Raw genomic sequence first — 23533 nt, forward strand, 5'->3', positions numbered from 1 at the left:
GAAGCGCCTCGAACAGCCTAGGGTAAATAAGACGATTTGGAATAGAAGGCGTTCTTTGCCTTCAATTCCAAATTGGCTAGACCCTAGAGGGGCTAAGGCGCTGGAGCTAGACACCAAAACTAAGTACAAAAAGTTATACTTTCTGGTTAACGAGTAAGAAAAGCGGAATGCGCCTTGATCTGCTATGAACAAGGCGCTTCCACTAAACTACATTACCAACCAAATAAACTTATCTTTTCACTTCACTCTTAATACCTTCTATAAATTGTTCAAATGCAACCGTTTCTGATTTTTGTTCACCATATTTACGGACATTTACTGCTTTTTCTGCAATCTCATTATCCCCCACAACAAGCATGTAAGGAATTTTTTGTATTTGTGCCTCACGAATTTTATATCCGATTTTTTCATCACGTGCGTCTAATTCAACACGTAATCCTGCTTCTTGCAATTGTTCTTGTACTTGTTTTGCATAGTCAAGATGAATAGCAGGGGATACAGGAATGACTTGTACTTGAACCGGCGCAAGCCAAGTTGGGAATGCTCCTTTATATTCTTCGATTAAGAAGGCTACAAAACGTTCCATAGTTGATACAACACCGCGATGGATAACAACTGGGCGATGCTGCTTTCCGTCTTCACCAACATATGTTAAATCGAAACGTTCCGGTAATAAGAAATCCAGCTGAACAGTTGAAAGTGTTTCATCCTTACCAAGAGCTGTTCTAACTTGTACATCAAGCTTCGGACCGTAAAACGCCGCTTCTCCTTCTGCTTCATAGTAATCATGGCCTAATTCATCCATAGCATCCTTTAACATGCTTTGTGCCTTCTCCCACATGTTGTCATCATCAAAGTATTTTTCTTTATCTTCAGGGTCACGATAAGACAATCTAAACGAATACTTATCGATGCCAAAGTCTTTATATACAGCTTCAATTAATCTGACAACGCGGATAAATTCTTCTTTTATTTGATCAGGTCGAACAAAAATATGGGCATCATTTAATGTCATTCCACGAACACGCTGCAGTCCAGTTAAAGCACCTGACATTTCATAACGGTGCATCGTTCCAAGCTCTGCAATACGAATAGGCAATTCACGATAACTGTGAATATCGTTTTTATAAACCATCATATGGTGTGGACAATTCATTGGACGAAGCACTAAATCTTCATTGTCCATTTCCATTTTAGGGAACATATCCTCTTGGTAGTGCTCCCAGTGACCAGAGGTTTTATAGAGCTCAACACTTCCCAAAACCGGAGTATATACATGTTGATAGCCTAAACGCTCTTCTTTATCAACAATATAACGCTCAACAATACGTCTAATTGTTGCACCTTTTGGCAGCCATAGCGGAAGCCCTTGACCAACCTTTTGAGAAGTAGTAAATAAACCTAGTTCCTTCCCAAGCTTGCGGTGGTCACGCTCCTTCGCTTCTTCAAGTATACGAAGATGCTCATCTAAATCACTTTTCTTAAAGAAGGCCGTTCCATAGATACGTTGCAGCATTTTATTTTTGCTGTCTCCACGCCAGTATGCACCTGCTACACTGAGCAGCTTAAATTCCTTGATTTTCCCTGTTGATGGAACATGAACACCTCGGCATAAATCAAAAAATTCACCTTGTTCATAAATGGATACTGCTTCACCTTCTGGAATAGCATCAAGAAGCTCAAGCTTTAAAGGATCTTGGACTTCCTCATAGATTCTCTTTGCTTCTTCACGGCTTACTTCCTTACGAATAATCTCAAGGTTTTCATTAACAATTTTCTTCATTTCTTTTTCAATCAGTGGTAAATCTTCCGGTGTAATCGCCTGCTCCATATCGATATCATAATAAAACCCATTTTCAATAACTGGACCAATTCCAAGCTTAACTGATTGATCTTTATATAGGCGCTTAATCGCTTGTGCCATTAAATGCGCTGTTGAATGACGCATAATTTCTAGCGCTTCACCACTATCCTGGGTTACAATTTCAATCGCGCCATCCTCTAAGATTGGTGTACGCAAATCAATCAACTGTCCATCAAGCTTTCCTGCAAGAGATTTCTTCTTTAATCCAGGGCTAATGGATGCCGCAATATCTTCAGTTGTCGTACCTTTTGCAAACTCCTTCACAGCTCCGTCTGGAAACGCAATTTTTATAACGTCTGACATCCTTGTTCACTCCTTATTATTTGAAATGCGGAAGTGCCTTGAACAGCCTCGGGCAAATAAGACACTATTGAATAGAAGGTGTTCTTTATCTTCAATTCAATAGTGGCTTATGACCTCGAGGCAGTCAAAACGCGGCGTCCTGCCGCATTGACTGCCCTTGCACGTCCTGTGCTTCGGGGCTAGGCACTGCAGCTGGACACGAACACTAAGTTCGCAGCCAATAATTTTTGGTTGCTCCAAAAAAATAAAACTCGCCCCCAAAAAAGGGACGAGTTAAAAAACATTGTCAATGGATCGTGGTTCCACCCTTGTTCCCATACCTTTATGACGATGAGTCATAATCCATCCACGCAAAAGATAGAATCACGCGTGTATATGTGTATGGCTTAAACATCGATAACGGGAAGACCGTCAGTCATTACTAGGTTTTTCCGTTCACAACTGAAGTTTAAAGGTGGTAAATTTGTTCTTCGTGTTAGGAAGGTTTCAGCATATCCTTCCCTCTCTGGGAACCGTAAAAACAAACTCATGTCCTTATCATTACTGTTACATATTGCAATTATCTCGTATTATAATGTGTTTTTATCTTAAAATCAAGTTAGGTTTTACACATTTTTCTCATTTGTAGACTTCTGCTTAAAGTCACTTAAACTATGTATGGTAACTCTCTCTTGAAATACATTTTGAATCGTTTGTACCATTCCATCAAAAGGATCATTTGTATATAAGTAGATCCATTTTGGTGCGATGGAAACGATAGGAGCTAATAGTTTTGAATCAATATACATCGGATGTTGAGAGACAAAGGCTTGATCAATATAAGCTTGCAATTCATCTTCTGTCACCTTTAGATTTTCAGCATTATAAACTAAAAATTCTTTATCTTGAACAATTGAAAGAAACTCCAGCTTGCTATCACAATGAACAAGAAAATCACGTAAGCTTTGGATAAAGTTTTGGTACTCCTGTTCAAGCTTATATTCCTCAATGGCTGCCTCAACATATTCACGTAATCTAGCTGTATATTCATGCAAGCGGAATTTTTGAAATGAGGAAAAGGAGAAAAATAAATCAGGACGCAAAAATTCTTGAAGGGAATCTCGCAAAATGACATCACGAGAAAAAAAAGACTGAACTCCTGGAATATCCTTACGTTCCCCTTCTATAATCGACTGAGCAATATGTATAATTTGCTGCTGCTCCTCTTCTTCGAGAAAAAAATAATGTTCCTTTAGAATCGTTAACATCATTTGATGTTCTTTATGATCAATAATGAATTGAACTAGTCCAGGTATAACTAGATTCTCAAGTGAATTTTCCCACGTTTTTGGGGTGATTTTTATGCATTGTTGATTGATCATTTGCAGATCAGTTTCAAAATCTTTGCATAAAGTACGAAAAATTGAAAATATAATATTCGCCTCTTTCGGAGACCCAAATAAAATCTCAAGCATGTTTGTCCCCCCTATTTGCCAACACCTGATTCTATGTATATGGGGGAATAGGAATAATTAGAAGTAAAGAAACCAAGGAATTTGAAGATGCATAAAAATAACCCTTCAAAATAGAGATTAAAAAAGCACTTGCCTATGTAAAGGCAAATGCTTTTTAATCCCTTCGATTCCTTCCTGATAATTCAATTGGTATGGCCATATGCTTAATGCGTTCCATAATCCTTGCTGCTTTAACAGGTTCTTCTTCACCACGTTGAGAAACAGCGAGGTGGTGCTGAAGCTGTTTTAAATTAAAATTAGACGAAAAGAAGGTAGGTAAATTTTCAAGCATCCTGTATTGTAGAATTGTCCCAAGAATGTCATCTCTCACCCAGCTTGACATTGACTCTGCACCAATGTCATCAAGCATAAGAACCGGGATCTTTTTTACAGCATCTAACTTTTCATCTAATGATGTTGAATTCTGAAAGGATCCTTTTAGTTCTCGCATAAATTCCGGTACATAGACAAGCATGGACGAGACTTTATGTGAAGCTAACTCATTTGCAAGCGCCCCTAAAATATAGGTTTTTCCAACACCGAAGGAACCATATAAATACAATCCCTTTGGGCTCATCCCGCTATTATATTGTTCAACAAAATCCTGTGCAAGACTAATCGCCTTAAAGCGGCTCGGCTCGTCAATTTCTACTTCGATTTGCTCAAAGGAAGCCCCTAAAATATCCCTAGGAATATACATGCTTTTAATTAAAGATTCATGTTTTTTCCGTTCATCATATGTTTCTTTCGTTGGACACTTATCATATTGCAGATCAATGATTTTCCCTTGAATGACCAATCGAGGATGATAGCCTTCTAATATATTTTTACATTCTGATAGAGATGGACAGTCTTGGCAATTTTTGCTTTGATTTATAAATTCCAGCAGCTTAACAAGACTTCTGTCAATCATCCCCTCCTCAATTTCAGATGAATGCTTGGATAGAAAGGCTTGTACCTCTGCGTTATTTAATACCTGTTTTTTAATATTATTGTAGCGATCTTTAAAATCCGGTCTGTTTGTAAGATTTCTAATGGATTTGCTTAAATGATCCATTTTCTCCACCTCGCTTTCATGTTAACTTAACTACGCATTGTTATTATTATCCTTATATTTTTTTATCCGATCAAATAATTTCCGTTTTTCCAATTCAAATTGTTCGCGGTCAATCTGTGATTGCTCTTTTTTCTCCTTGGCTTCATCGTTTACTTGCTCAGCGTTGTCATCTTCCTTTAACCATGAAGGGAGCATCTCTTTACGAATCGGAGCCTTTTTAGAAGATGTTGATTTCTTTGTCGCTTTTTCTTCTGCCCACTGCTGATACTGTCTGTGTTCATGTTTAGCAAGGTCCATTGCAGCTCTGACTGTTGAAATTTGTTTCCTCGTCCAATGGCTTGCAATTTTCTGAACATACGCCTTTGTAAGCTTCATATCTGTTTTTAACATAACATAATAAATAAGAACATTCACAACTCCTGGCTCAAGCCTTTGTTGAAGCATAACTTCTTCAATGATTTGCATATCTCCAACAGCTGGCGGCCTACCACCAGAGACATCGGTTAAAAACTGTCGTGGGGAGATCGTTTCTAATTGATAAATCATTTCCTCTTCTTGTGTCCGCGGCTTCTTTTCCATCGTTGTTCGCAAATGAGGCGGCTGTGTTTTATCAAGCAGCCCTGGCAAAGTATCACCATATTGGAATTGATACCAATCCCTGGCAGATTTTCTAAGCAGTTCGATGTCTATGATGTCATCTTGATCAATGCTATTCATCACCACATTTTTCATATCAATTGCATTAATCCCATACAAATAAGAGAGCTTTTTAATAACATCCTTTACAGCCGGTGTAATTGCCTTCTTGGGAATAATCGCCTCTGAAAGTCCTGAGAAAAACAATTCGAAATCAAACACATCATCAGATATATCCATTTCAGCATGCTTCGCTGTTTGCATATACTCCCGGTTCTCGGCTAATGACAGGTCTGCCAGCGTTTCCTCATTCACTCGGGCAATCATATCAACGGATTGACTGGAATCAAAAATTTCATTAAAGGATCTTGTAATATCCTTCATCCCTTGATCTATTTGCTGATCGGAAAAAAAGCGTTTAAGTTGTGAAAATTTATTTTTCCCGACCCGATTGTAAAGATATATATTTAATACGCCATCTTGAAAAAAATCATTTGGTCGCAATGGTGCCTGAAGCTCATAAACATAGCGTTTAAATTCAGATGTTTCACTCACATAGGTTTTCAATAAACCAAGCCCTTCTAGCTTTAAACGTTCTCGGTAAATCTCACGCAAGTTAGATTGCATGATCATCATTAGACTATGGTGTGTCATTTCTTCACCCCATAATCGATTTTGTTCCAGCTCACCCCACAATGTCATATAAAGGCTAAAGCACTTAGAACCAAGTAATGGTTGATATAATAAAGTTAAAATCTTTCTATCTAAGTCCTGAAGGACTGAGCTGCTTTTCACCGTATATCGATCAATTGCAAGCAATTCCTTCCAATGCTGATCCATCTTTTTCAACCTTCCATGACTAATTATTTTCCTACACTGAAAAAAGAGCTTGAAGAAAAATTCTTCAGTAGCTCTTCTATCTTACTTTTTTTATTAAATCTGTCAATTCCTCAATAAACACATTAATATCTTTAAATTGTCGGTAAACGGAAGCAAAACGGACATAGGCCACCTCATCAATTCTTGCCAGCCTGTCCATGACCATTTCTCCGACAAGCTCACTGTTTACTTCCGACACACCTTGGTTTCTAAGTTCTTTTTCAATATCGTGGACAATATCCTCTAACTGCTGTAAAGGTACAGGTCTTTTTTCACAAGCCTTAATTAACCCTCTCAAAATTTTATCTCGGCTAAATTCTTCCCTTGTTCCTTCTTTTTTGACAACAATTAAAGGAAATTCCTCTACCTTTTCAAACGTCGTAAAACGATATTGACATTCTTCACATTCTCGGCGGCGTCTAATTGATCTGCCTTCATCTACAGGTCTTGAGTCTAAAACCCTTGTACCATTATGCTGACACGAAGGACATTTCATTTAACCAGCTCCAATCAAACATCTAAAATTAATGAATTAGCTACTTTTTCCTGTTCCAACAAAATTTTCTTTTGCATCAAGCTTTTTATAAAGCTGAAGAATAATCTTTTTGCTATAGCCAAAGTCTGTTGGTAAAAATGTATTCGTTGTTGCCGTAAAATCAACAGCTGTTTCAAACGGGCGGACTGAAACGACCGTTACAATTAAAAAAGCTTTTCTGGGACTGTCAATCGTAACACTCATTTCACCACGGTCCTCTGACACCGAGGTGACCGTCATCCCAGGTGTTTGCTCAATTATTGATTTTACTGATTGCATCGCATTTTTATATGTAGTTTTATAATAATGGCTTTTTAATTCTGGATTATAATGATTTTCACGTGTTTCTTGGTGTGTGCTAAAGAAATCTTTTAGCTTATTCATAAAACTCATGCTCTTTTCCCCTTTATTGTATATTTTTTCGGAATGTACAAAAGTTATTCTTACTCTATCATACTGAAATTTTTCGAGAATAAAAAGAGGTGCAGATTAAATAATCAGCACCTCGGGAATTTTCTTTTAAAATTAAAGAGCTTTTGCTTGAGTTTGTTTTACTTGCACAGGTCCCATACCTCTAGGAATTTCAATATTTTCTCGAGTTTGAGCACCTAGAGATTCTGCAATATAATCTGCAGCAATGTTTGGGTCTAAATCACCGCAAGTGTATACATCAATGCTCGCATATCCATGCTCAGGAAAACTGTGGATTGTTAAATGTGATTCAGAGATGATGACAACACCGCTTACTCCCTGCGGAGCAAACTTGTGAAAAGCAACCTCTCTTATTTCTGCACCAGATTTTAACGCAGCATTTACAAATGTTTTTTCAATGTAATCCATATCATTCAGCTTATCAAAATCGCAACCCCATAATTCCTGGATTACGTGTCTACCCATTGTTTCCATATTCATGGATCCCCCTCTAACTATTTTTTCACATGAATTCTTCGCATAATGGCATATGTTAAACTACCACGGGGGAAAGTTAGTCCAAAGAGGTCCTAACCCTTTAAGTAGCCCTAATACCTTGGCTTTTATAAGAAGTTCACGAAAAATAGTATACTTTGTTTAGTTATGTTTTGCAACACACTTTTACAAAAAACTTTGTTAATAGTTACAGGGTGAAGAATGACGGCGGTGACACATTTGTTATCATACCTTATGCTGTCAGGATTATGCGCTCAAATGAAAAAGATTAAACCTCCATTAAATTTGCCATTTTCGCAGAAACAAATTTCACGAGATCAATCACTCTGCATGAATAACCCCATTCATTGTCATACCATGCTAACACCTTAATTTTATGGGAATCAATCACCATCGTCGATAAGCCATCAATAATGGCTGAATGTGGATTTGTATTAAAATCAATCGAGACTAGTGGTTCAATGGTATAATCAAGAATTCCTTTTAACGGTCCTCTCGCAGCTTCTTTAAATGCGGAATTTATTTCTTCAGCAGTAACCTTTCCTTTTACATCAACAACTAAATCCACTAAAGAGACATTTGGTGTAGGAACTCGTAATGCCATTCCGTGGAGTTTACCTTTTAGATGCGGAAGCACCAGAGAAAGAGCCTTTGCTGCACCAGTCGTTGTCGGAATAATCGATTGTGCGCAAGCTCTTGCTCTACGTAAATCCTTATGCGGATTATCAATGTTCTTTTGGTCATTTGTATAGGCATGAACAGTTGTCATTAAGCCATTTTCAATCTGAAATGAATCATCCAGCACCTTTATGACAGGTGCAAGGCAATTGGTTGTACAGGAGGCATTTGAAATAATCATGTGATGTTCTGGATCGTATTGATGCTCATTTACTCCCATCACAATTGTGACATCTTCATTTTTTCCTGGTGCAGTTAAGATGACCTTTTTCGCTCCGGCTTCAATATGCAGCATTGCTTTTTCTCTCGCATTAAATTTTCCTGTTGCTTCGATTACAATATCGATTCCTAAAGCTTTCCATGGTAAATGTTTCGGATCGCGCTCGTTTATAAGCAGAATTTTGTTACCGTTTACAAGCAAGTAGTCATCCATTGCGATGACATCGCCATCAAATCTACCGTGGTTTGTATCATACTTAATTAAATGTGCCAATGTATCAGCTGGGTAACTTGCATTTATTGCTATAATATTCATTTTTTCTTTCATCGCTTTACGGAATACCATTCTTCCTATACGACCAAAACCATTTATTGCAATTGTGGCTCTCATCATATTTCCCCTCTCATATATGTCATACTAATTATCATTTTTATAAATATAGTATAACACATATAAAAGAAAAAGCGATATTTATTATTGCCTTTTTTAAAATTAGGCTATTTTTATTCAAAAAAAAAGAAGACTTGACCTAGTCTTCGCATATTCCCCATTTCATCAATAATTTATTTATTTGTATGGTGGTTTCTTCGATCGAACCATTATTATCAATTATTTCATCAGATAATTTAACCTTATCCTTCAGAGGCATTTGTGAATTTATTCGCATCATCGCCTCTTCTTCGCTAAAACCATTTCTCTCCATTAGCCGTTTTAATTGTGTTTCCTCATTGACATAAACTAAGACTGTTTTATCCACCATATAGGTCAAACTGCTTTCAAACAATAACGGGATATCCAATATTACCGCTTTTGCCTGACGTTCTTTTTCTTCCTGGGTCTGCTTTAGCATTTCTTGACGAACAGCAGGATGAACAATTTCATTTAATTGCTTGCGTTTCGTTTCATCTGAAAAAATCAGCGCGCCAAGCTTTTCACGATGAAGTGTTAAGTCTTCATGCAAAATTTCTTCGCCAAATGTTTCAATGATTTGTTTATAAGCGGGCTGGCCAACTTCAACTACCTCTCTGGAAATTTTATCAGCATCTATTACTCGAATTCCTGCTTTTTTAATAATATTTGATACTGTGCTTTTCCCGCTTGCAATACCACCGGTTAATCCAATTACTATTGTCACATTGACTTGCCCCCATCATCTTTATAATTTCCATATTCCTATCATAATTAGAATGATCCCCGGCAGGCAAGAAAATTTATCCATCCAAGTGAACTTCGAAAAAATATGGCCTGATTTTATTCCAATTGATACAAACAATGAACTCATACATGCTACTAAAATACTCATAATCGCAGGAGAATAGCCTAATAAAGCCGCACCAATCCCAGCCCCAAAGGCATCAAGTGATAATGCCGCACCGAGCAGAAAAGCTTCCACACCTGTTATTGTTCCCGACTTATCAATATCAGCAGACATCGGTTTTCTAAGTATATTGATCACAATTCCCAGGGTTTTGATTTCAAAATTAATGAGTGTTTTTTCCGTTTCTGATTCATTCTCCTGCCCTTCTTTTGCCGGTCTAAAAAATTGGTACAATACCCATGCACCAATTAGAAGCAGAATAAATCCACCAAGCTTTTCTGTAACATAAACGGGAAAAATCCTTGTCATAAGATCGCCTACTATCATAGCAAGTAGCAGTGTGCCTGCAGAACAGCATGCAATGATTAAAATGGATTTAAAAGGAATTCTCATCTTGCGCATGCCATAAGTAAAGCCCACCGAAAAGCTATCTAAGCTTACTGCGAATGCTAATAATAAAAGTGATGCAAACTGAACCATATAAGCCTAGCCCCTTCCTTCTGATTGCTAACATAGTGTATGATAATCGCCTAGATAGTGTTAAAAGAAGGGATAAAAAAAAGGATGTCTTAAAGCAAAAGAGCCAGCTCCCCTAAAACACATTTGCTTATTAAGAGGGAGCCTTTTGAGACATCCAAATTTTTTCTTTATTTTTGGCAGTTTTCACAATAATGTGTTCCTCTTCCGCCAACAACTGTTTTTGTTAAAATGGTCCCGCATTGCTTACAAGGCTCATTTGTTCTCCCATAAACAAATAATTGCAGTTGGAACATGCCGATTTCACCTTGTGTATTAACATAAGAGCGAACCGTACTTCCTCCTTTGGCGACTGCTTCTTCAAGTGTTGCGATGATTTCTCGATGTAAGAGTTTATACTCTGCAGATGTAAGCTGATTCGCAATCCGTTCAGGGCGGATCCCCGCCCGGAAAAGTGCTTCATCCACATAGATGTTGCCAAGTCCGACAACAACGGTTTGATCCAATAATGCTGCTTTAATTTTTCTTGTTGTTTTCTTCAAACGGTCTTGAAGATATGCTTCAGTAAATTCCTTAGAAAAAGGTTCTGGTCCAAGTAGGGAAAGAGGAGGTTCATTTTCTTCCTCCCCTATTTTAAATAAATGCATGGTTCCAAATTTCCGGACATCTCGATAGCGCAGCTGAGTTCCATCCTCAAAAGAAAAAAATACATGTGTATGATGATCATACTCTTCATCAGGTTTGTATAAACCGTAACGCCCCTCCATTCGTAAATGAGAGACTAGGACATAGTCATCGAGGATAAATTTTAAAAACTTCCCTCTCCGCTTCACATCATGAATGGTTTGTCCAACCAATGCATCCCTAAACTGGTCGATGTCATCTGGCTTTTTAATGATTTTTGGCCAATAAATAGTAATCTGTTTAATTGTTTTCCCTTTTACAAGCTGAAGCAATGTTCGACGAACCGTTTCGACCTCAGGCAGTTCTGGCATCCTATCACTTCCTTGCCATTTTAAAGTTTACTCATCATTTTGCGTCATACCATGAGTCGCCATAGGAATAATCCACCTTTAACGGAACAGCTAACTCAACTGCATTTTCCATTACATCAGGGACAATTTTTTCAAGAATAGAAATTTCTTCTCTTGGGCATTCAAAGATTAATTCATCATGTACCTGTAATAATAATTTTGCTTGTACCTTTTCCTGCTTCAAACGTGCCGCCATATCAATCATAGCCTTTTTTATAATATCTGCGGCACTTCCTTGGATTGGAGTATTCATTGCTGTCCTTTCGGCAAAGCTCCGAAGATTAAAATTTCTGCTTGTGATTTCAGGGATATATCTTCTTCTGTGAAGCAGTGTTTTCACATAGCCTTTTTCTCTAGCATCCGCGACAATGTCGTCCATATACTCCTGGACACCTACAAAGGTTTCCAAATAGCGTTTAATAAACTCTCCTGCTTCCTTACGGGTGATTCCAAGGCTTTGTGAGAGACCATAATCACTAATACCATAGACAATACCGAAATTTACAGCTTTAGCTTGTCTTCTCATATTTGAGGTTACATCCTCTTTGGCAACATGAAAAACATCCATTGCTGTTTTAGTATGAATATCTAAATCATTCCGGAATGCTTCAACTAAATTTTTATCATTTGCAATATGTGCCAATACCCTTAATTCAATTTGCGAGTAATCTGCTGCAAAAATGACCCAATCCTTTTTCGAAGGAACAAAGGCTTGGCGAATTTTCCGGCCTTCTTCAAGTCTGATTGGGATATTTTGCAGGTTGGGATCGATAGAGCTAAGGCGGCCTGTTGTTGTTAACACTTGGTTAAACCTGGTATGAATCTTACAAGTGTCTTTGTGAACAACCTTTAATAAACCTTCAATATAAGTTGATTGCAATTTTCCAAGCTGGCGATAATGGAGAATTTCTCTGACAATTTCATGTTTTTCTTCAAGCTTCTCTAACACGTCTGCTGAAGTTGAGTAACCAGTCTTTGTCTTTTTAATCACCGGCAAGCCAAGCCTTTCAAATAAAATAACACCTAATTGTTTGGGAGAATTAATATTAAAAGCTTCACCGGCAAGTTCATATATTCTTTCTTCTATCGCTGTTAATTGCTCCGCTAAATTGGTTCCCATATCCTTTAACCGATCCACATCCACCTTCACACCTGTTGCTTCCATTTCTGTAAGAATAACGGAAAGAGGAAGCTCTAAATCATAAAACAAGGAAGATTGATCATTTTTTTCAAGCTGATCTGCCAGCTTATCCTTTAAAGCAAAAATCGCTTGTCCTTTACGAACAAGATGCTCACTAAGCTTTTCTTCATCTGGAATTGCCCGCTTTGCTCCTTTTCCATAAACGAGTTCATCAGATTGTACAATCGTTAATCCATTTGTTTTGGCAACAGCCGCAACATCATCGAAATTTTCAGAAGGATTTAATAAATAGGCTGCAATTAAGACATCAAAATCGATTCCTCTTAATGAAACACCTTTCCAGTTAAGGGCAACGCTTGTTTTTTTCCCATCATAAACAATTTTACGCTTTGTCTCATCTTCCGCCCACTTTTTAAAAGCCTCTGACGATAACGCCGCTTCAACTGGTATGTAATAGTTCCCGTTCTCGTTTATAATAGAGAATCCGATAATATCAGCGTTATGATAACTTTCATCAAGCACTTCTGCATATAATGCAGCTTCATCAGCTAATAATTCATTTGAAAAATCTGTTACTTTTTCAAATTTGATATCCTCTACAGCCTCTTCCTCAAGCTCAATCTCTTCTCCAAGCTTATCGAGTAAGGAATTAAAGCCAAGCTCTTTGAAGATATCGGTCACCTTTTTCACATCAAAGCCTTCATATTGTACATCTTCAACCGTTATCGCTATTGGAGCCTCACAATTTATAGTGGCAAGCTCTTTACTCATCAGTGCTTGCTCACGGTTTTCTTCAAGCTTTTCTTTCAGCTTTTTGCCGCTGACTTTGTCAATGGATGATAATACATTTTCAAGTGTTTGAAACTCTTTTAAAAGCTTAATCGCTGTTTTTTCTCCAATTCCAGGCACACCGGGTATATTATCTGATGTATCACCCATTAAGCCCTTCATATCAATGATTTGCTCTGGTGTTAAGCCGTATTTTTCATGTATGAAGCTTGGAGTATAGGAATCGACATCTGTTATTCCTTTACGAGTGATATCAACAGTTATCCCGTCTGTTACAAGCTGTGTTAAATCTTTGTCCCCTGAAATTACCTTTACCTCATATCCTTCCTTTTCAGCTTGGCGTGATAATGTTCCAATGATATCATCAGCTTCGTAATTCTCAAGCTCATAACGAGGTACCTGATAAGCATCAAGAAGCTCTCGAATAAACGGAAACTGTTCGGATAATTCTGGAGGAGTTTTTTGACGTCCCCCTTTATACTCTTGAAATGTTTCATGTCTAAATGTTGTTTTTCCTGCATCAAAGGCCACAAGCATATGTGAAGGTTTCTCATCTTCTAAAATTTTCATTAAGATCATTGTAAAGCCATAGATGGCATTTGTATGGATCCCTTTATCGTTATTCAATAAAGGAAGCGCAAAAAACGCCCGATAAGCAATACTATTTCCATCAATTAAGACAAGCTTTTTTGTCACTTTTTCGTACCTCCTGTAATACCTGGATTCTCCAGCCGTTCAGATTGGGGTGGGGTAAATCAGAAAAAAACCACGGTTTTCCACCTTCTATTCTATCATGACTGCAAATAGAAAGGAAAACTGTGGTTCTTTTGTTTTATCATCAGCCTCTATTGAGAGCTTCAAAGACAAAAAAGGGACGGGAGCATAATGCTCTCGTCCAAAAGATTGGCTCCTTGGATGAAGGGGTTTTCACTTAGTATATTACCAACTTTATATTAAGATAGAATAAATTGGATGTAAATTAATTGTAAAGGATAGTAAATATTATCATCTTTTCAGCAAATTTTTTATAAATTTTGGCCATCCTGATACTTTTTAAACAATTTCACCGTAAACGTTGTCCCTTCTCCAATTTTGCTCGTCACACTTAATTGTCCCTTATGCGCTTCAACTAAATGCTTAACAATTGCCAATCCTAACCCTGTTCCACCTGAATTACGGCTTCTTGCCCGATCAACTCGATAAAAACGTTCAAAAATCCTCGGAATCTCTTCCGCCTTTATCCCTATACCTGTATCGCTCACTTTAATAAGGATATAGTGATTGTATTTTTCTACCTTAACCTGGACAGAGCCGCCTTTTGGTGTATAGGTTAACGCATTGTTCATTAAGTTAATAAAGATTTGCTTTAAACGATATAAATCCCCTTCAATATAAAGGAGGCCGTCCGGTATTGAAAGAGATAAATCTACTTCTTTCTCCTGCGATTTCCCTTGTAAAATGATATAAATATCTTCTAATAGCTCTCTTATATCACAAGGCTGTATCGATAATTGAAAGCCTTGCTGTTCTATTTTTGATAAATCAAGGAGATCTTGTATAAGCGACTGCAAGCGGTCACTTTCCTTGAGAATAATCGATAAAAAATATTCAGCTGTTTGTTTATCATTAAGCGCACCATCTAATAAAGTTTCACTAAAACCTTTTATTGATGTTATTGGTGTTTTTAACTCATGTGAAACATTAGCGACAAAGTCTTTCCTCATTTGCTCCAATTTCTTAAGCTCTGTAATATCATGAAAAACCAGCACAATCCCTTTCCATTCATCATTCGTTCCGATTATTGGTGCACCATATACCTCAAAATGCTTACGTTCTATTTTCAGCGGGATATGCAGCTGCTTTCTAACCTTTACCTCAGTCATAAAGATTTCTTCAACAAGTTCAATGATTTCTTTATGATTAAAGGCATCATAATATAATTGATAGAGAAATTCAGCAGAATCTACCTCAAATAGCTCTTTATAGGCACGGTTTACTAAATTAATATAACCGCGTCCATCGATTAAGATGAGCCCGCTTCCCATGTTTTCAATCAAGGTTTGGAGACGATCCTGCTGCATTTCCTGAGCCCGGGTCATATCCTGGAGATTTCTAGCAAGAATATTAATAGACTGACTTAGCATCCCTGTCTCATCTAGATGATCCTCATATGTCCTAGCCTTATAATTTCCTTTTGCAAGCTCCATTGCTACCGTTGTAGCAGATTCAATCGGTTTAGTATATCGGGAGGTTATTTTAAATCCTAGAAATAAAATGATAAAAAAGGCTGATCCTAAACTTATCAATAAAATGGCCCACATTTGTTTATTAGCTTTATCTAATTCATTTATCGAAGACGTTACTAAAACAATTCCTTTATAGGACTCTTTTCCCATAACTGGAATCCCATAATAAGCCTGTTTTTCTTTTTGATCCATAAAAAAATAGCCATCTTGTTTATTTTTCATTAAGGGTAGAATATCAGTAATCATGCGCTGATGATTATGCTCGTTTGCTAATTCTCCCGCTTCATAAAGAACCTGATCTTTTTCATTTAATACCGTAAAATGGGAAGTAAACGATCTGCCCATTTCATAAACAAGATCATATGCCTCCTCATTGGTTAAGCCTTTTTCAAAAACAAGCTTTTTTGTTATTTTTGCTTCTCTTTCCAAGCTTTCTTTAAAATAATTCATATAATAGCTATTAAAAATTTGTCCAAGCAAGAGCCCTAATCCAATTAAAACCGTAATAACTAAAATAATTAAGGCAAATAACAGCCGTGAACGAAACTTATTCATTCATTTTGGGCTCCTCAAGCTTATAGCCAAGTCCTCGGATAGTTTTAATATAGAGAGGCTTTTTCGTATTTCTTTCTATCTTTTCACGTAAATGACTAATATGGACATCGACAATTCTCGTATCACCAGCAAAATCATAATTCCAAACAGCACTTAACAGTTGGTCACGTGTAAGGACACGGCCTTTATGTTTAGCCAAATACACAAGTAATTCAAACTCTTTAGGAGTTAAATCTAACCGTTCTTTGCCGTAATACGCCTCATAGTGTTCAGGAAGAACCTTCAAATCACCGATCATGACCTGTTCTGAATCGACTGTCTCTTTATAATCCGTTTCAATTTGATGTGATTGTGTTCGTCTTAAAATAGCCTTTATTCTTGCAACGACCTCTCTTGGACTGAATGGCTTTGTCATATAATCGTCAGCCCCAAGTTCAAGTCCTAACACTTTGTCAAATTCATCATCTTTTGCTGTTAACATTAAAATCGGTACCATGATCTTTCTTTGTCGAAGCTGCTTACATACTTCGATACCGTCCATTTTTGGTAACATTAAATCTAAAACAAGTAAATCTGGTTCTTCATTTATACAGCTATATAACCCTTCTTCCCCATCCATCGCTGTAGTTACACTATAACCAGCTTGTTCTAAATTGTACTTTAACAAAGTTGAAATTGATTGTTCATCATCTACTACAAGAATCTTCTTACTCATAACTGCCTCCAAGGATTGTATTTCCCTCCATCATAGCCAAGTTCTTTTTACCTTTATTATATAGGAAACTTCAATTTGCGGGGGGATTTTTTCAATTATGATCACAGAAAATTAAGGAGGACCCTGCTCCATTATTTGTTTTTTAATTATCCTGGCGAATTCTAGGTAAAAAGAACAAGGCTAAATCACCACATATGATTTCAGTATTTATTTACCATTAATGGTAATAATAGGAAACATAATGTGATTAGGAGAAGAATTATGCACTTACTATTTGTCATCCTCGTTCTTTACCTTTCATTTAAAAAGGGTGATTGGAAAAATTGGGAGACCTACTATCCAACCATGCTATATATATCTTTGGCCTCTTTTCTTTACGAGTATATTTCACATTCAAATTTTCATTTATGGGAACTAAAAGAAATGCACATACTGAATCCAATGAATGTTCATTTTGTTCATAATCTGATTATAAATCCTTTAATAGCATTTGTTTTTTTATCACTTATCCTAATAAACCAAAAAAACAAATCATCTATTTTCTAAAATGGGTTGTTTCCTTCTTAGTATTTGAGTGGATTGCAGAAAAATACGGGTTATTATTTTATGACAATGGATGGTCGTTCGGCTGGTCAGCTATTTTTGTGATCACCATGTTCCCGATGGTCAGACTTCATCACGTTAATAAACCTTTGGCATTAATACTTTCTGTCTTTTTTGCCGTATTTTATTTATCTGTTTTTGACTACCTATAGAAATATGTTACCAACTTGAACAGGAGCATTATACTATGGAAAAGGTTATACTATGGATACTCCTTATCCTTGGGATTGTCCTATTTCTTAATAGTCTAAGAAAACCCCCGATCAAGCATTGGATTCTTATTTACTTATTGGCCTCTTATTTTTCCATTTTTCTTGGTGTTCTAGTTGTTGAAGAAAAAATGCTTAAATATCCGGTGCAATTTTTTGATAAATATTTTTCTTCAAGCATTCTTTATGAATATCTCCTTTTTCCAGTTGTTTGTATATACTTTTACCAAACCACCTTTCATTCCAAGTTTTTGGGCATTATTAGGCAGGCCTTTCTCTATACCGCCGCCTTAACACTGACGGAAATTATGCTTGAAAAATATACAGATTTAATTGAATACTTAACCTGGACTTGGCTGCATACATTTATATCTATTTACTTACTTATGCTTACTCTCAGATTTGCTGCCCACTTAATCAATAAGGAGTGGTAAGAATCATAGTAATAAAAAAACTGACCTATTAGATCAGTTTTTTTTATTAATTAGAAATTGTCTAAAGCTTTTCCCTCAATAGGTGTTATTTTACAAGGCGGACAAACGGTAATGCTTCCTGCTAATATAACCTCCTCATCGCCATTAACAGCTTGAACTTCAACGACTATTTGATTTTCTGCTGCATGGATTTCACTGACTTCAAAAAGGAATTGAACAATACTATAATGATAAAGTGGTTTAAGGAAGTTTAATTCTTGTTTAACAATATGGCTACCTGGTCCAGGTAAATATTTTGATACGGCAGAAGTAATAATTCCAGTTAGCATTAAACTTGGAACGAGCGGTTTTTCATATGGAGTTTGCGAGGCATAATCATGCTGTATATAGAGCGGATTGGCGTCATTTGTTAAGCCTAAATAAAGCAATAAATCTTTATCTTCAATTTTTTCTGTTAATGATAATTTTTCTCCAACTGTTATCTCTTCAATATGTCTTCCGAGTTTTCGCTTTTTGCCAAGGAGCATCTTTGCACCACCTTACTATATTAGAAAAAACGCATCAATTTAACGAGATTAAAATGAAATTCTTATGATAAAAAAGAAAATTGAGGATGACCCCAACTTTCTTTTTTGATAAAGAATAAAATAGCTTAAGATAAAACTTTCATTACATTTTTAACAGATTCTGCGGATTTTTCTAATGCAGATTTTTCTTCTTCTGTTAATTCAAGTTCGATGATTTTTTCCAATCCATTTCCGCCTAGAACAGTTGGAACACCTAAATAAATACCATCAAACCCATATTCGCCTTCCAAATAAGCAATCGTTGGAAGGATACGACGTTGGTCCTTTAAAATCGCTTCAACCATTTCTACTAAAGATGCAGCTGGTGCATAGTAAGCACTTCCATTTCCAAGCAGATTAACGATCTCTCCGCCACCCTTACGCGTTCTTTCCACGATCGCATCTAAACGATCTTTTGGAATTAATGTTTGCAATGGAATTCCTCCAGCATATGAATAACGTACAAGAGGTACCATATCATCACCATGTCCGCCTAATACAAAACCTGTTACATCCTTAACAGAAAGATTAAGTTCTTGTGCAACAAATGTACGGAAACGAGCCGTATCCAATACACCTGATTGACCAATGACACGGTGTTTCGGGAATCCTGATTCTTTAAATACTGTATATGTCATGGCATCTACAGGATTCGTTAAAACGATAATTGTACATTCTGGTGAATATTTTACAACTTCCTTCGTTACACTTTTCATAATGCCAGCATTTGTCGAAACAAGATCATCACGGCTCATACCAGGTTTTCTGGCAATACCAGCCGTAATCACAACGATGTCTGAGTCAGCTGTATCTTCGTAATTTGATGTACCAATAATATTTGCGTCAAATCCTTGTACAGGACTTGCTTCCAGCATATCTAAAGCTTTTCCTTTTGTCGGATTTTCCATTTGTGGGATATCAACTAATACAACATCTGCAAGTTCTTTTTGGCCTAATAAAAATGCCGTTGTAGCACCAGTAAAACCACTGCCAATAACAGAAACCTTTTTACGCTTGATTGCCATTTGAACATCCCCTTTAATTATGTAAGTTAGGTAATTCAGGGCCGACCTTATTGTAAAGGCAGGCCCGTATAGTTACCTTATAAAATAATACTCAATTTATTAAGCAAAGTTTTTAATTAACTCATCAGCAAATTCAGAGCATTTTACTTCAGTAGCTCCATCCATTAAACGAGCAAAGTCATATGTTACAACTTTTGAAGCAATTGTTTTTTCAACTGAATTAATAACTAATTCAGCTGCTTCTGTCCAGCCTAAATGTTCAAGCATTAAAACACCTGAAAGAAGAACAGAAGATGGGTTTACTTTATCAAGTCCAGCATATTTTGGTGCTGTTCCGTGAGTTGCTTCAAAGATCGCATGTCCTGTTTCATAGTTGATGTTTGCACCTGGAGCAATACCGATACCACCAACTTGTGCTGCTAATGCATCAGAAATGTAATCACCATTTAAGTTCATTGTTGCCACAACATCAAACTCACGAGGACGAGTTAAAATTTGTTGTAAGAAGATATCTGCAATTGCATCTTTTACAATAATTTTTCCAGCAGCTTCAGCATCAGCTTGTGCTTTATTTGCAGCTTCTTTCCCTTCTTTTTCAACAATGCGGTCATATTCTGCCCAAGTAAACACTTTATCGCCGAACTCTTTTTCAGCAAGCTCATATCCCCAGTTTTTGAAGGCACCTTCAGTAAATTTCATAATGTTTCCTTTATGAACAAGTGTCACAGATTTACGTCCATGCTCAATTGCATAATTGATTGCAGCTCTTACCAGACGGCTTGTACCTTCTTCGGAGACAGGTTTAATACCGATACCAGAAGTTTCTGGGAAACGGATTTTATTTACGCCCATTTCATTTTTTAAGAAATCGATTAGCTTTTGAACTTCTTCACTACCTTTTGCATACTCAATACCAGCATAGATATCTTCAGTGTTTTCACGGAAAATAACCATATCTGTATCTTCTGGACGCTTAACTGGTGAAGGTACACCTTGGAAATAACGTACAGGACGCAAGCAAACAAATAAATCTAATTCTTGACGAAGTGCTACATTCAGAGAACGGATTCCTCCACCAATTGGTGTTGTTAAAGGTCCTTTAATCGCAATTAAGTACTCACGAATAACTTCAAGTGTTTCATTTGGTAACCATTCGCCAGTTTGATTAAATGCCTTTTCACCAGCAAGAACCTCTTTCCAAACGATTTCTTTTTCACCATTGTACGCTTTTTCAACAGCTGCTTCTAATACACGTGATGCAGCTGCCCAGATATCAGGACCGATTCCGTCACCTTCAATAAATGGGATAATTGGATTGTTTGGTACGTTTAATACGCCATTCGTTACTGTAATTTTTTCACCTTGTGTCAAAGAAATAACCTCCCAGATTATGTATTATATCTTAGCTATTATCCAAAGGATAGCTTGCACACTTTTTAGTATAGTAGTTTTTAAAGAATTTTGCAGAGAATTTAAAATAATTTTTTTGATTTTTATGAAGATAATGATTTCACACAGCAATCCTCCCAATCAAACAGGGAGGATGATGTGTTTGAGATCATAATCTATTCTTACCATTTAAATAGCAGGTTATTAACCACGCTGCTCTAATGGTATATAAGCTTGCTTGTCAGGACCAACATATTCAGCGCGCGGGCGAATTAAGCGATTGTTTTCATATTGCTCTAAAATATGAGCTAACCAGCCAGAAACACGGCTAACCGCAAAAATTGGCGTAAACAAGTCATGATCAATACCTAAGCTATGGTACATAGATGCTGAATAGAAATCAACGTTTGGCGGCAATGGTTTACGGGATCTAACAATTTCTTCAACTTTTGTTGAAATATCATACCATTTCGGTTCACCAGTTAATTTCGTCAGTTTCTCAGACATTTTCTTTAAATGTTTAGCTCTTGGGTCTCCTTGACGATATACACGATGACCAAAGCCCATAATTTTTTCTTTATTATCCAGCTTTTCATTGATATATCTTTCTACATTTTCCACTTCACCAATTTCAGTAAGCATCTTCATTACTGCTTCATTTGCTCCACCGTGTAATGGGCCTTTTAATGCTCCAATAGCTGAGGTAACACCTGAATATACGTCTGATAATGTTGCAACACAAACGCGAGCAGTAAAAGTTGACGCATTTAATTCATGGTCGGCATGTAAAACAAGTGCTTTATTAAACGCCTCAACTGCTACTTCATTAGGTTCCTCACCGGTTAGCGTATATAGGAAGTTTGCAGCCATTGATAAGTCTGTTCTAGGCTCAACTGGCTCTAAGCCTTTACGGATGCGAGCAAAAGATGTGACAACGATTGGAAGCTGTGCTTGTAAACGGATTGCTTTTCTATAGTTAGCTTCTGTATCCATCACATCAGCTTCCTCGTCAAATAAGCCTAGTAATGATACAGCTGTACGAAGAGCTGCCATTGGGTGCACACTATTGATAGGATATGTTCTGAAGTGTTCGATGACTTGCTGTGGAATTTTTGCATTTTCCGCAAGTTGTTTTTTGATTTCATTCAGCTGCTCAGCATTTGGCAGCTTTCTGTGCCAAAGTAGATATACCACTTCTTCAAAGCTTGCGTTTTCTGCTAAATCATCAATGTTATAGCCCGCATATGTTAGTGTGTCATCAATGATCGAGCTAACAGATGAAGTAGTCGCTACGATTCCTTCAAGACCGCGTGTTGCTGTCATATTAAACCTCTCCTTTACCTTTTATTCCCCATTTGATTCATCTTTAAAGTTTAAAAGTTTTACCCACAAAAATCCGTTTTCCATCTCATTTTTCCTATCAATGAATATGTAAGAAAAATATCTGTGGTAAGAGATATTTTTTATAGTATAAGCAAATTTATTTTATGCTTTTATACCAATTAAATACGTAATGCTCTTTCTTTTAAACTTTTTGACGATTGAGCGCTTGCTCAAATGCAAGCCCAAAAAAGAAAATGCTTACATTTTTTGTGATAAAAGAGTCAAAACGATCATTCTTGACTCATTATATACTATCTATATTTCATTCAAATGGTGATAGTATTTAGAAAACTTAATCATTTACCCAGTAGAGTCGGGAAAAGCAAGATTTTCTATTATGTAGGCATTTAAATGAACCTAACCCTATTATAAACAATTATCAGACTTTTGTGAATGAAAACAATTCAATAAGGTCAAAAAATTTGTTAGAAAAATTTTATTTTAGGGATTTTGCCACTTCATTCGACTACACATATATAACCATACCATAATTTTGTTATATTAGTGTACATTTTGCCTTAAATAATTTCCTGCTTTATTAACGATTGGAGCAACCCGAACTTTATGAGCTGAAAAGCTTCACGATTTGCATGGCGAGGTAGGCTATACCAGCTCCAATTAATGGACCTACAGCCACTCCATTAAATAGCGAAACCGCTAAAATTGTCCCAAAAACCAAGGCTGTCGTTATATGCGGATCTTCAGCCAAAAGTGTTAAGCCATTTTTGGCAATTAAGGCTACTGCAATACCTGCTCCTAATGCTATCCATGCATAGGCAGATTTCACTGCATCTAGCAGTTGTTTAAAACCAATATCCCCTGTTGCAATAGGCACAAGGACAGCAATTGTAATCACCGTTACTCCCCAATTGATTCCTTTTGAGCCGATGGCAGGGAGTATTTTTGAGTCTAAACCAAACAGTTTTATAATCATTAAAAAAGATACTGCAATAATTAATGACTGATTTTTTGCCAGCAGTCCGATCCCTAACAAAATAAGTAAAAATAACATCGGTTGGCTAAACATGATGGACCCTCCATACAGAAACTTTACTAA

Annotated in this window: 21 protein-coding genes; 2 read left to right on the plus strand and 19 right to left on the minus strand. The window is 36.8% G+C overall.

Annotated features, from left to right (window positions below):
- Positions 1 to 229: 229 nt before the first annotated feature.
- From thrS to Q1B07_RS07940, 14 genes are all read right to left on the minus strand, one after another.
- Entirely contained in the window at positions 230 to 2167 is a 1938-nt protein-coding gene (gene thrS / locus Q1B07_RS07875; protein ID WP_299089534.1) for a threonine--tRNA ligase, read from the minus strand.
- 605 nt (positions 2168 to 2772) lie between these two features.
- Positions 2773 to 3621 carry a putative sporulation protein YtxC gene (ytxC, locus tag Q1B07_RS07880; protein WP_299089535.1) on the minus strand — a complete coding sequence of 283 codons (849 nt, stop codon included), beginning with the start codon at positions 3619 to 3621 and terminating at the stop codon, positions 2773 to 2775.
- Between the two features lie 154 nt (positions 3622 to 3775).
- Positions 3776 to 4717: a primosomal protein DnaI gene (gene dnaI, locus Q1B07_RS07885; protein ID WP_299089536.1), complete on the minus strand. Its 942-nt coding sequence runs from the start codon at positions 4715 to 4717 to the stop codon at positions 3776 to 3778.
- A gap of 30 nt (positions 4718 to 4747) precedes the next feature.
- On the minus strand, positions 4748 to 6193 hold the full coding sequence (locus Q1B07_RS07890) for a DnaD domain protein (RefSeq protein ID WP_299089537.1): 1446 nt from the start codon (positions 6191 to 6193) through the stop codon (positions 4748 to 4750).
- Positions 6194 to 6269: 76 nt separating this feature from the next.
- Positions 6270 to 6728, minus strand: coding sequence for a transcriptional regulator NrdR (nrdR, locus tag Q1B07_RS07895; RefSeq protein WP_046517230.1), 459 nt, complete (start codon positions 6726 to 6728; stop codon positions 6270 to 6272).
- 36 nt (positions 6729 to 6764) lie between these two features.
- Entirely contained in the window at positions 6765 to 7160 is a 396-nt protein-coding gene (locus Q1B07_RS07900; RefSeq protein WP_299089540.1) for a cytosolic protein, read from the minus strand.
- Between the two features lie 132 nt (positions 7161 to 7292).
- A complete protein-coding gene (gene speD / locus Q1B07_RS07905) occupies positions 7293 to 7673 on the minus strand; it encodes an adenosylmethionine decarboxylase (protein WP_046517225.1) in 381 nt (126 codons plus the stop codon).
- 289 nt (positions 7674 to 7962) lie between these two features.
- A complete protein-coding gene (locus Q1B07_RS07910; RefSeq protein WP_299089542.1) occupies positions 7963 to 8982 on the minus strand; it encodes a glyceraldehyde-3-phosphate dehydrogenase in 1020 nt (339 codons plus the stop codon).
- Between the two features lie 139 nt (positions 8983 to 9121).
- Positions 9122 to 9727: a dephospho-CoA kinase gene (gene coaE, locus Q1B07_RS07915; RefSeq protein WP_299089544.1), complete on the minus strand. Its 606-nt coding sequence runs from the start codon at positions 9725 to 9727 to the stop codon at positions 9122 to 9124.
- 21 nt (positions 9728 to 9748) lie between these two features.
- Positions 9749 to 10390 carry a sporulation membrane protein YtaF gene (gene ytaF / locus Q1B07_RS07920; protein WP_299089546.1) on the minus strand — a complete coding sequence of 214 codons (642 nt, stop codon included), beginning with the start codon at positions 10388 to 10390 and terminating at the stop codon, positions 9749 to 9751.
- Positions 10391 to 10557: 167 nt separating this feature from the next.
- Positions 10558 to 11382, minus strand: a complete 825-nt coding sequence (gene mutM / locus Q1B07_RS07925) for a DNA-formamidopyrimidine glycosylase (RefSeq protein ID WP_299089548.1) — start codon at positions 11380 to 11382, stop codon at positions 10558 to 10560.
- A gap of 34 nt (positions 11383 to 11416) precedes the next feature.
- Positions 11417 to 14047, minus strand: coding sequence for a DNA polymerase I (gene polA, locus Q1B07_RS07930; protein WP_299089549.1), 2631 nt, complete (start codon positions 14045 to 14047; stop codon positions 11417 to 11419).
- A 329-nt stretch (positions 14048 to 14376) separates the two neighbouring features.
- On the minus strand, positions 14377 to 16152 hold the full coding sequence (pnpS, locus tag Q1B07_RS07935; protein ID WP_299089552.1) for a two-component system histidine kinase PnpS: 1776 nt from the start codon (positions 16150 to 16152) through the stop codon (positions 14377 to 14379).
- Positions 16145 to 16867, minus strand: coding sequence for a response regulator transcription factor (locus Q1B07_RS07940; RefSeq protein ID WP_299089554.1), 723 nt, complete (start codon positions 16865 to 16867; stop codon positions 16145 to 16147). Before Q1B07_RS07940 ends, pnpS begins: the two co-directional genes overlap by 8 nt.
- Positions 16868 to 17400: 533 nt before the next feature.
- Here Q1B07_RS07940 and Q1B07_RS07945 point away from each other — a divergent pair.
- Positions 17401 to 17622, plus strand: coding sequence for a hypothetical protein (locus Q1B07_RS07945; protein WP_299089585.1), 222 nt, complete (start codon positions 17401 to 17403; stop codon positions 17620 to 17622).
- Positions 17623 to 17657: 35 nt separating this feature from the next.
- Entirely contained in the window at positions 17658 to 18113 is a 456-nt protein-coding gene (locus Q1B07_RS07950) for a CBO0543 family protein (protein ID WP_299089555.1), read from the plus strand.
- Between the two features lie 50 nt (positions 18114 to 18163).
- On the opposite strand, the gene Q1B07_RS07955 is transcribed toward Q1B07_RS07950, so the two are convergent.
- The 5 genes from Q1B07_RS07955 to Q1B07_RS07975 all read right to left on the minus strand — a co-directional run bounded on the left by Q1B07_RS07955 (position 18164) and on the right by Q1B07_RS07975 (position 23503).
- On the minus strand, positions 18164 to 18640 hold the full coding sequence (locus tag Q1B07_RS07955) for a MaoC/PaaZ C-terminal domain-containing protein (protein WP_299089556.1): 477 nt from the start codon (positions 18638 to 18640) through the stop codon (positions 18164 to 18166).
- A 125-nt stretch (positions 18641 to 18765) separates the two neighbouring features.
- Positions 18766 to 19704 carry a malate dehydrogenase gene (gene mdh, locus Q1B07_RS07960; protein WP_299089558.1) on the minus strand — a complete coding sequence of 313 codons (939 nt, stop codon included), beginning with the start codon at positions 19702 to 19704 and terminating at the stop codon, positions 18766 to 18768.
- A gap of 99 nt (positions 19705 to 19803) precedes the next feature.
- Positions 19804 to 21075, minus strand: a complete 1272-nt coding sequence (gene icd / locus Q1B07_RS07965) for an NADP-dependent isocitrate dehydrogenase (RefSeq protein ID WP_299089559.1) — start codon at positions 21073 to 21075, stop codon at positions 19804 to 19806.
- Between the two features lie 222 nt (positions 21076 to 21297).
- On the minus strand, positions 21298 to 22416 hold the full coding sequence (gene citZ, locus Q1B07_RS07970; RefSeq protein WP_299089562.1) for a citrate synthase: 1119 nt from the start codon (positions 22414 to 22416) through the stop codon (positions 21298 to 21300).
- 622 nt (positions 22417 to 23038) lie between these two features.
- Positions 23039 to 23503, minus strand: coding sequence for a DUF441 domain-containing protein (locus Q1B07_RS07975; RefSeq protein WP_299089564.1), 465 nt, complete (start codon positions 23501 to 23503; stop codon positions 23039 to 23041).
- Positions 23504 to 23533: the final 30 nt, after the last annotated feature.

Origin of the sequence: uncultured Metabacillus sp. (genome assembly GCF_947503125.1) — a bacterium.
In the GTDB taxonomy this organism is placed as follows: domain Bacteria; phylum Bacillota; class Bacilli; order Bacillales; family Bacillaceae; genus Metabacillus.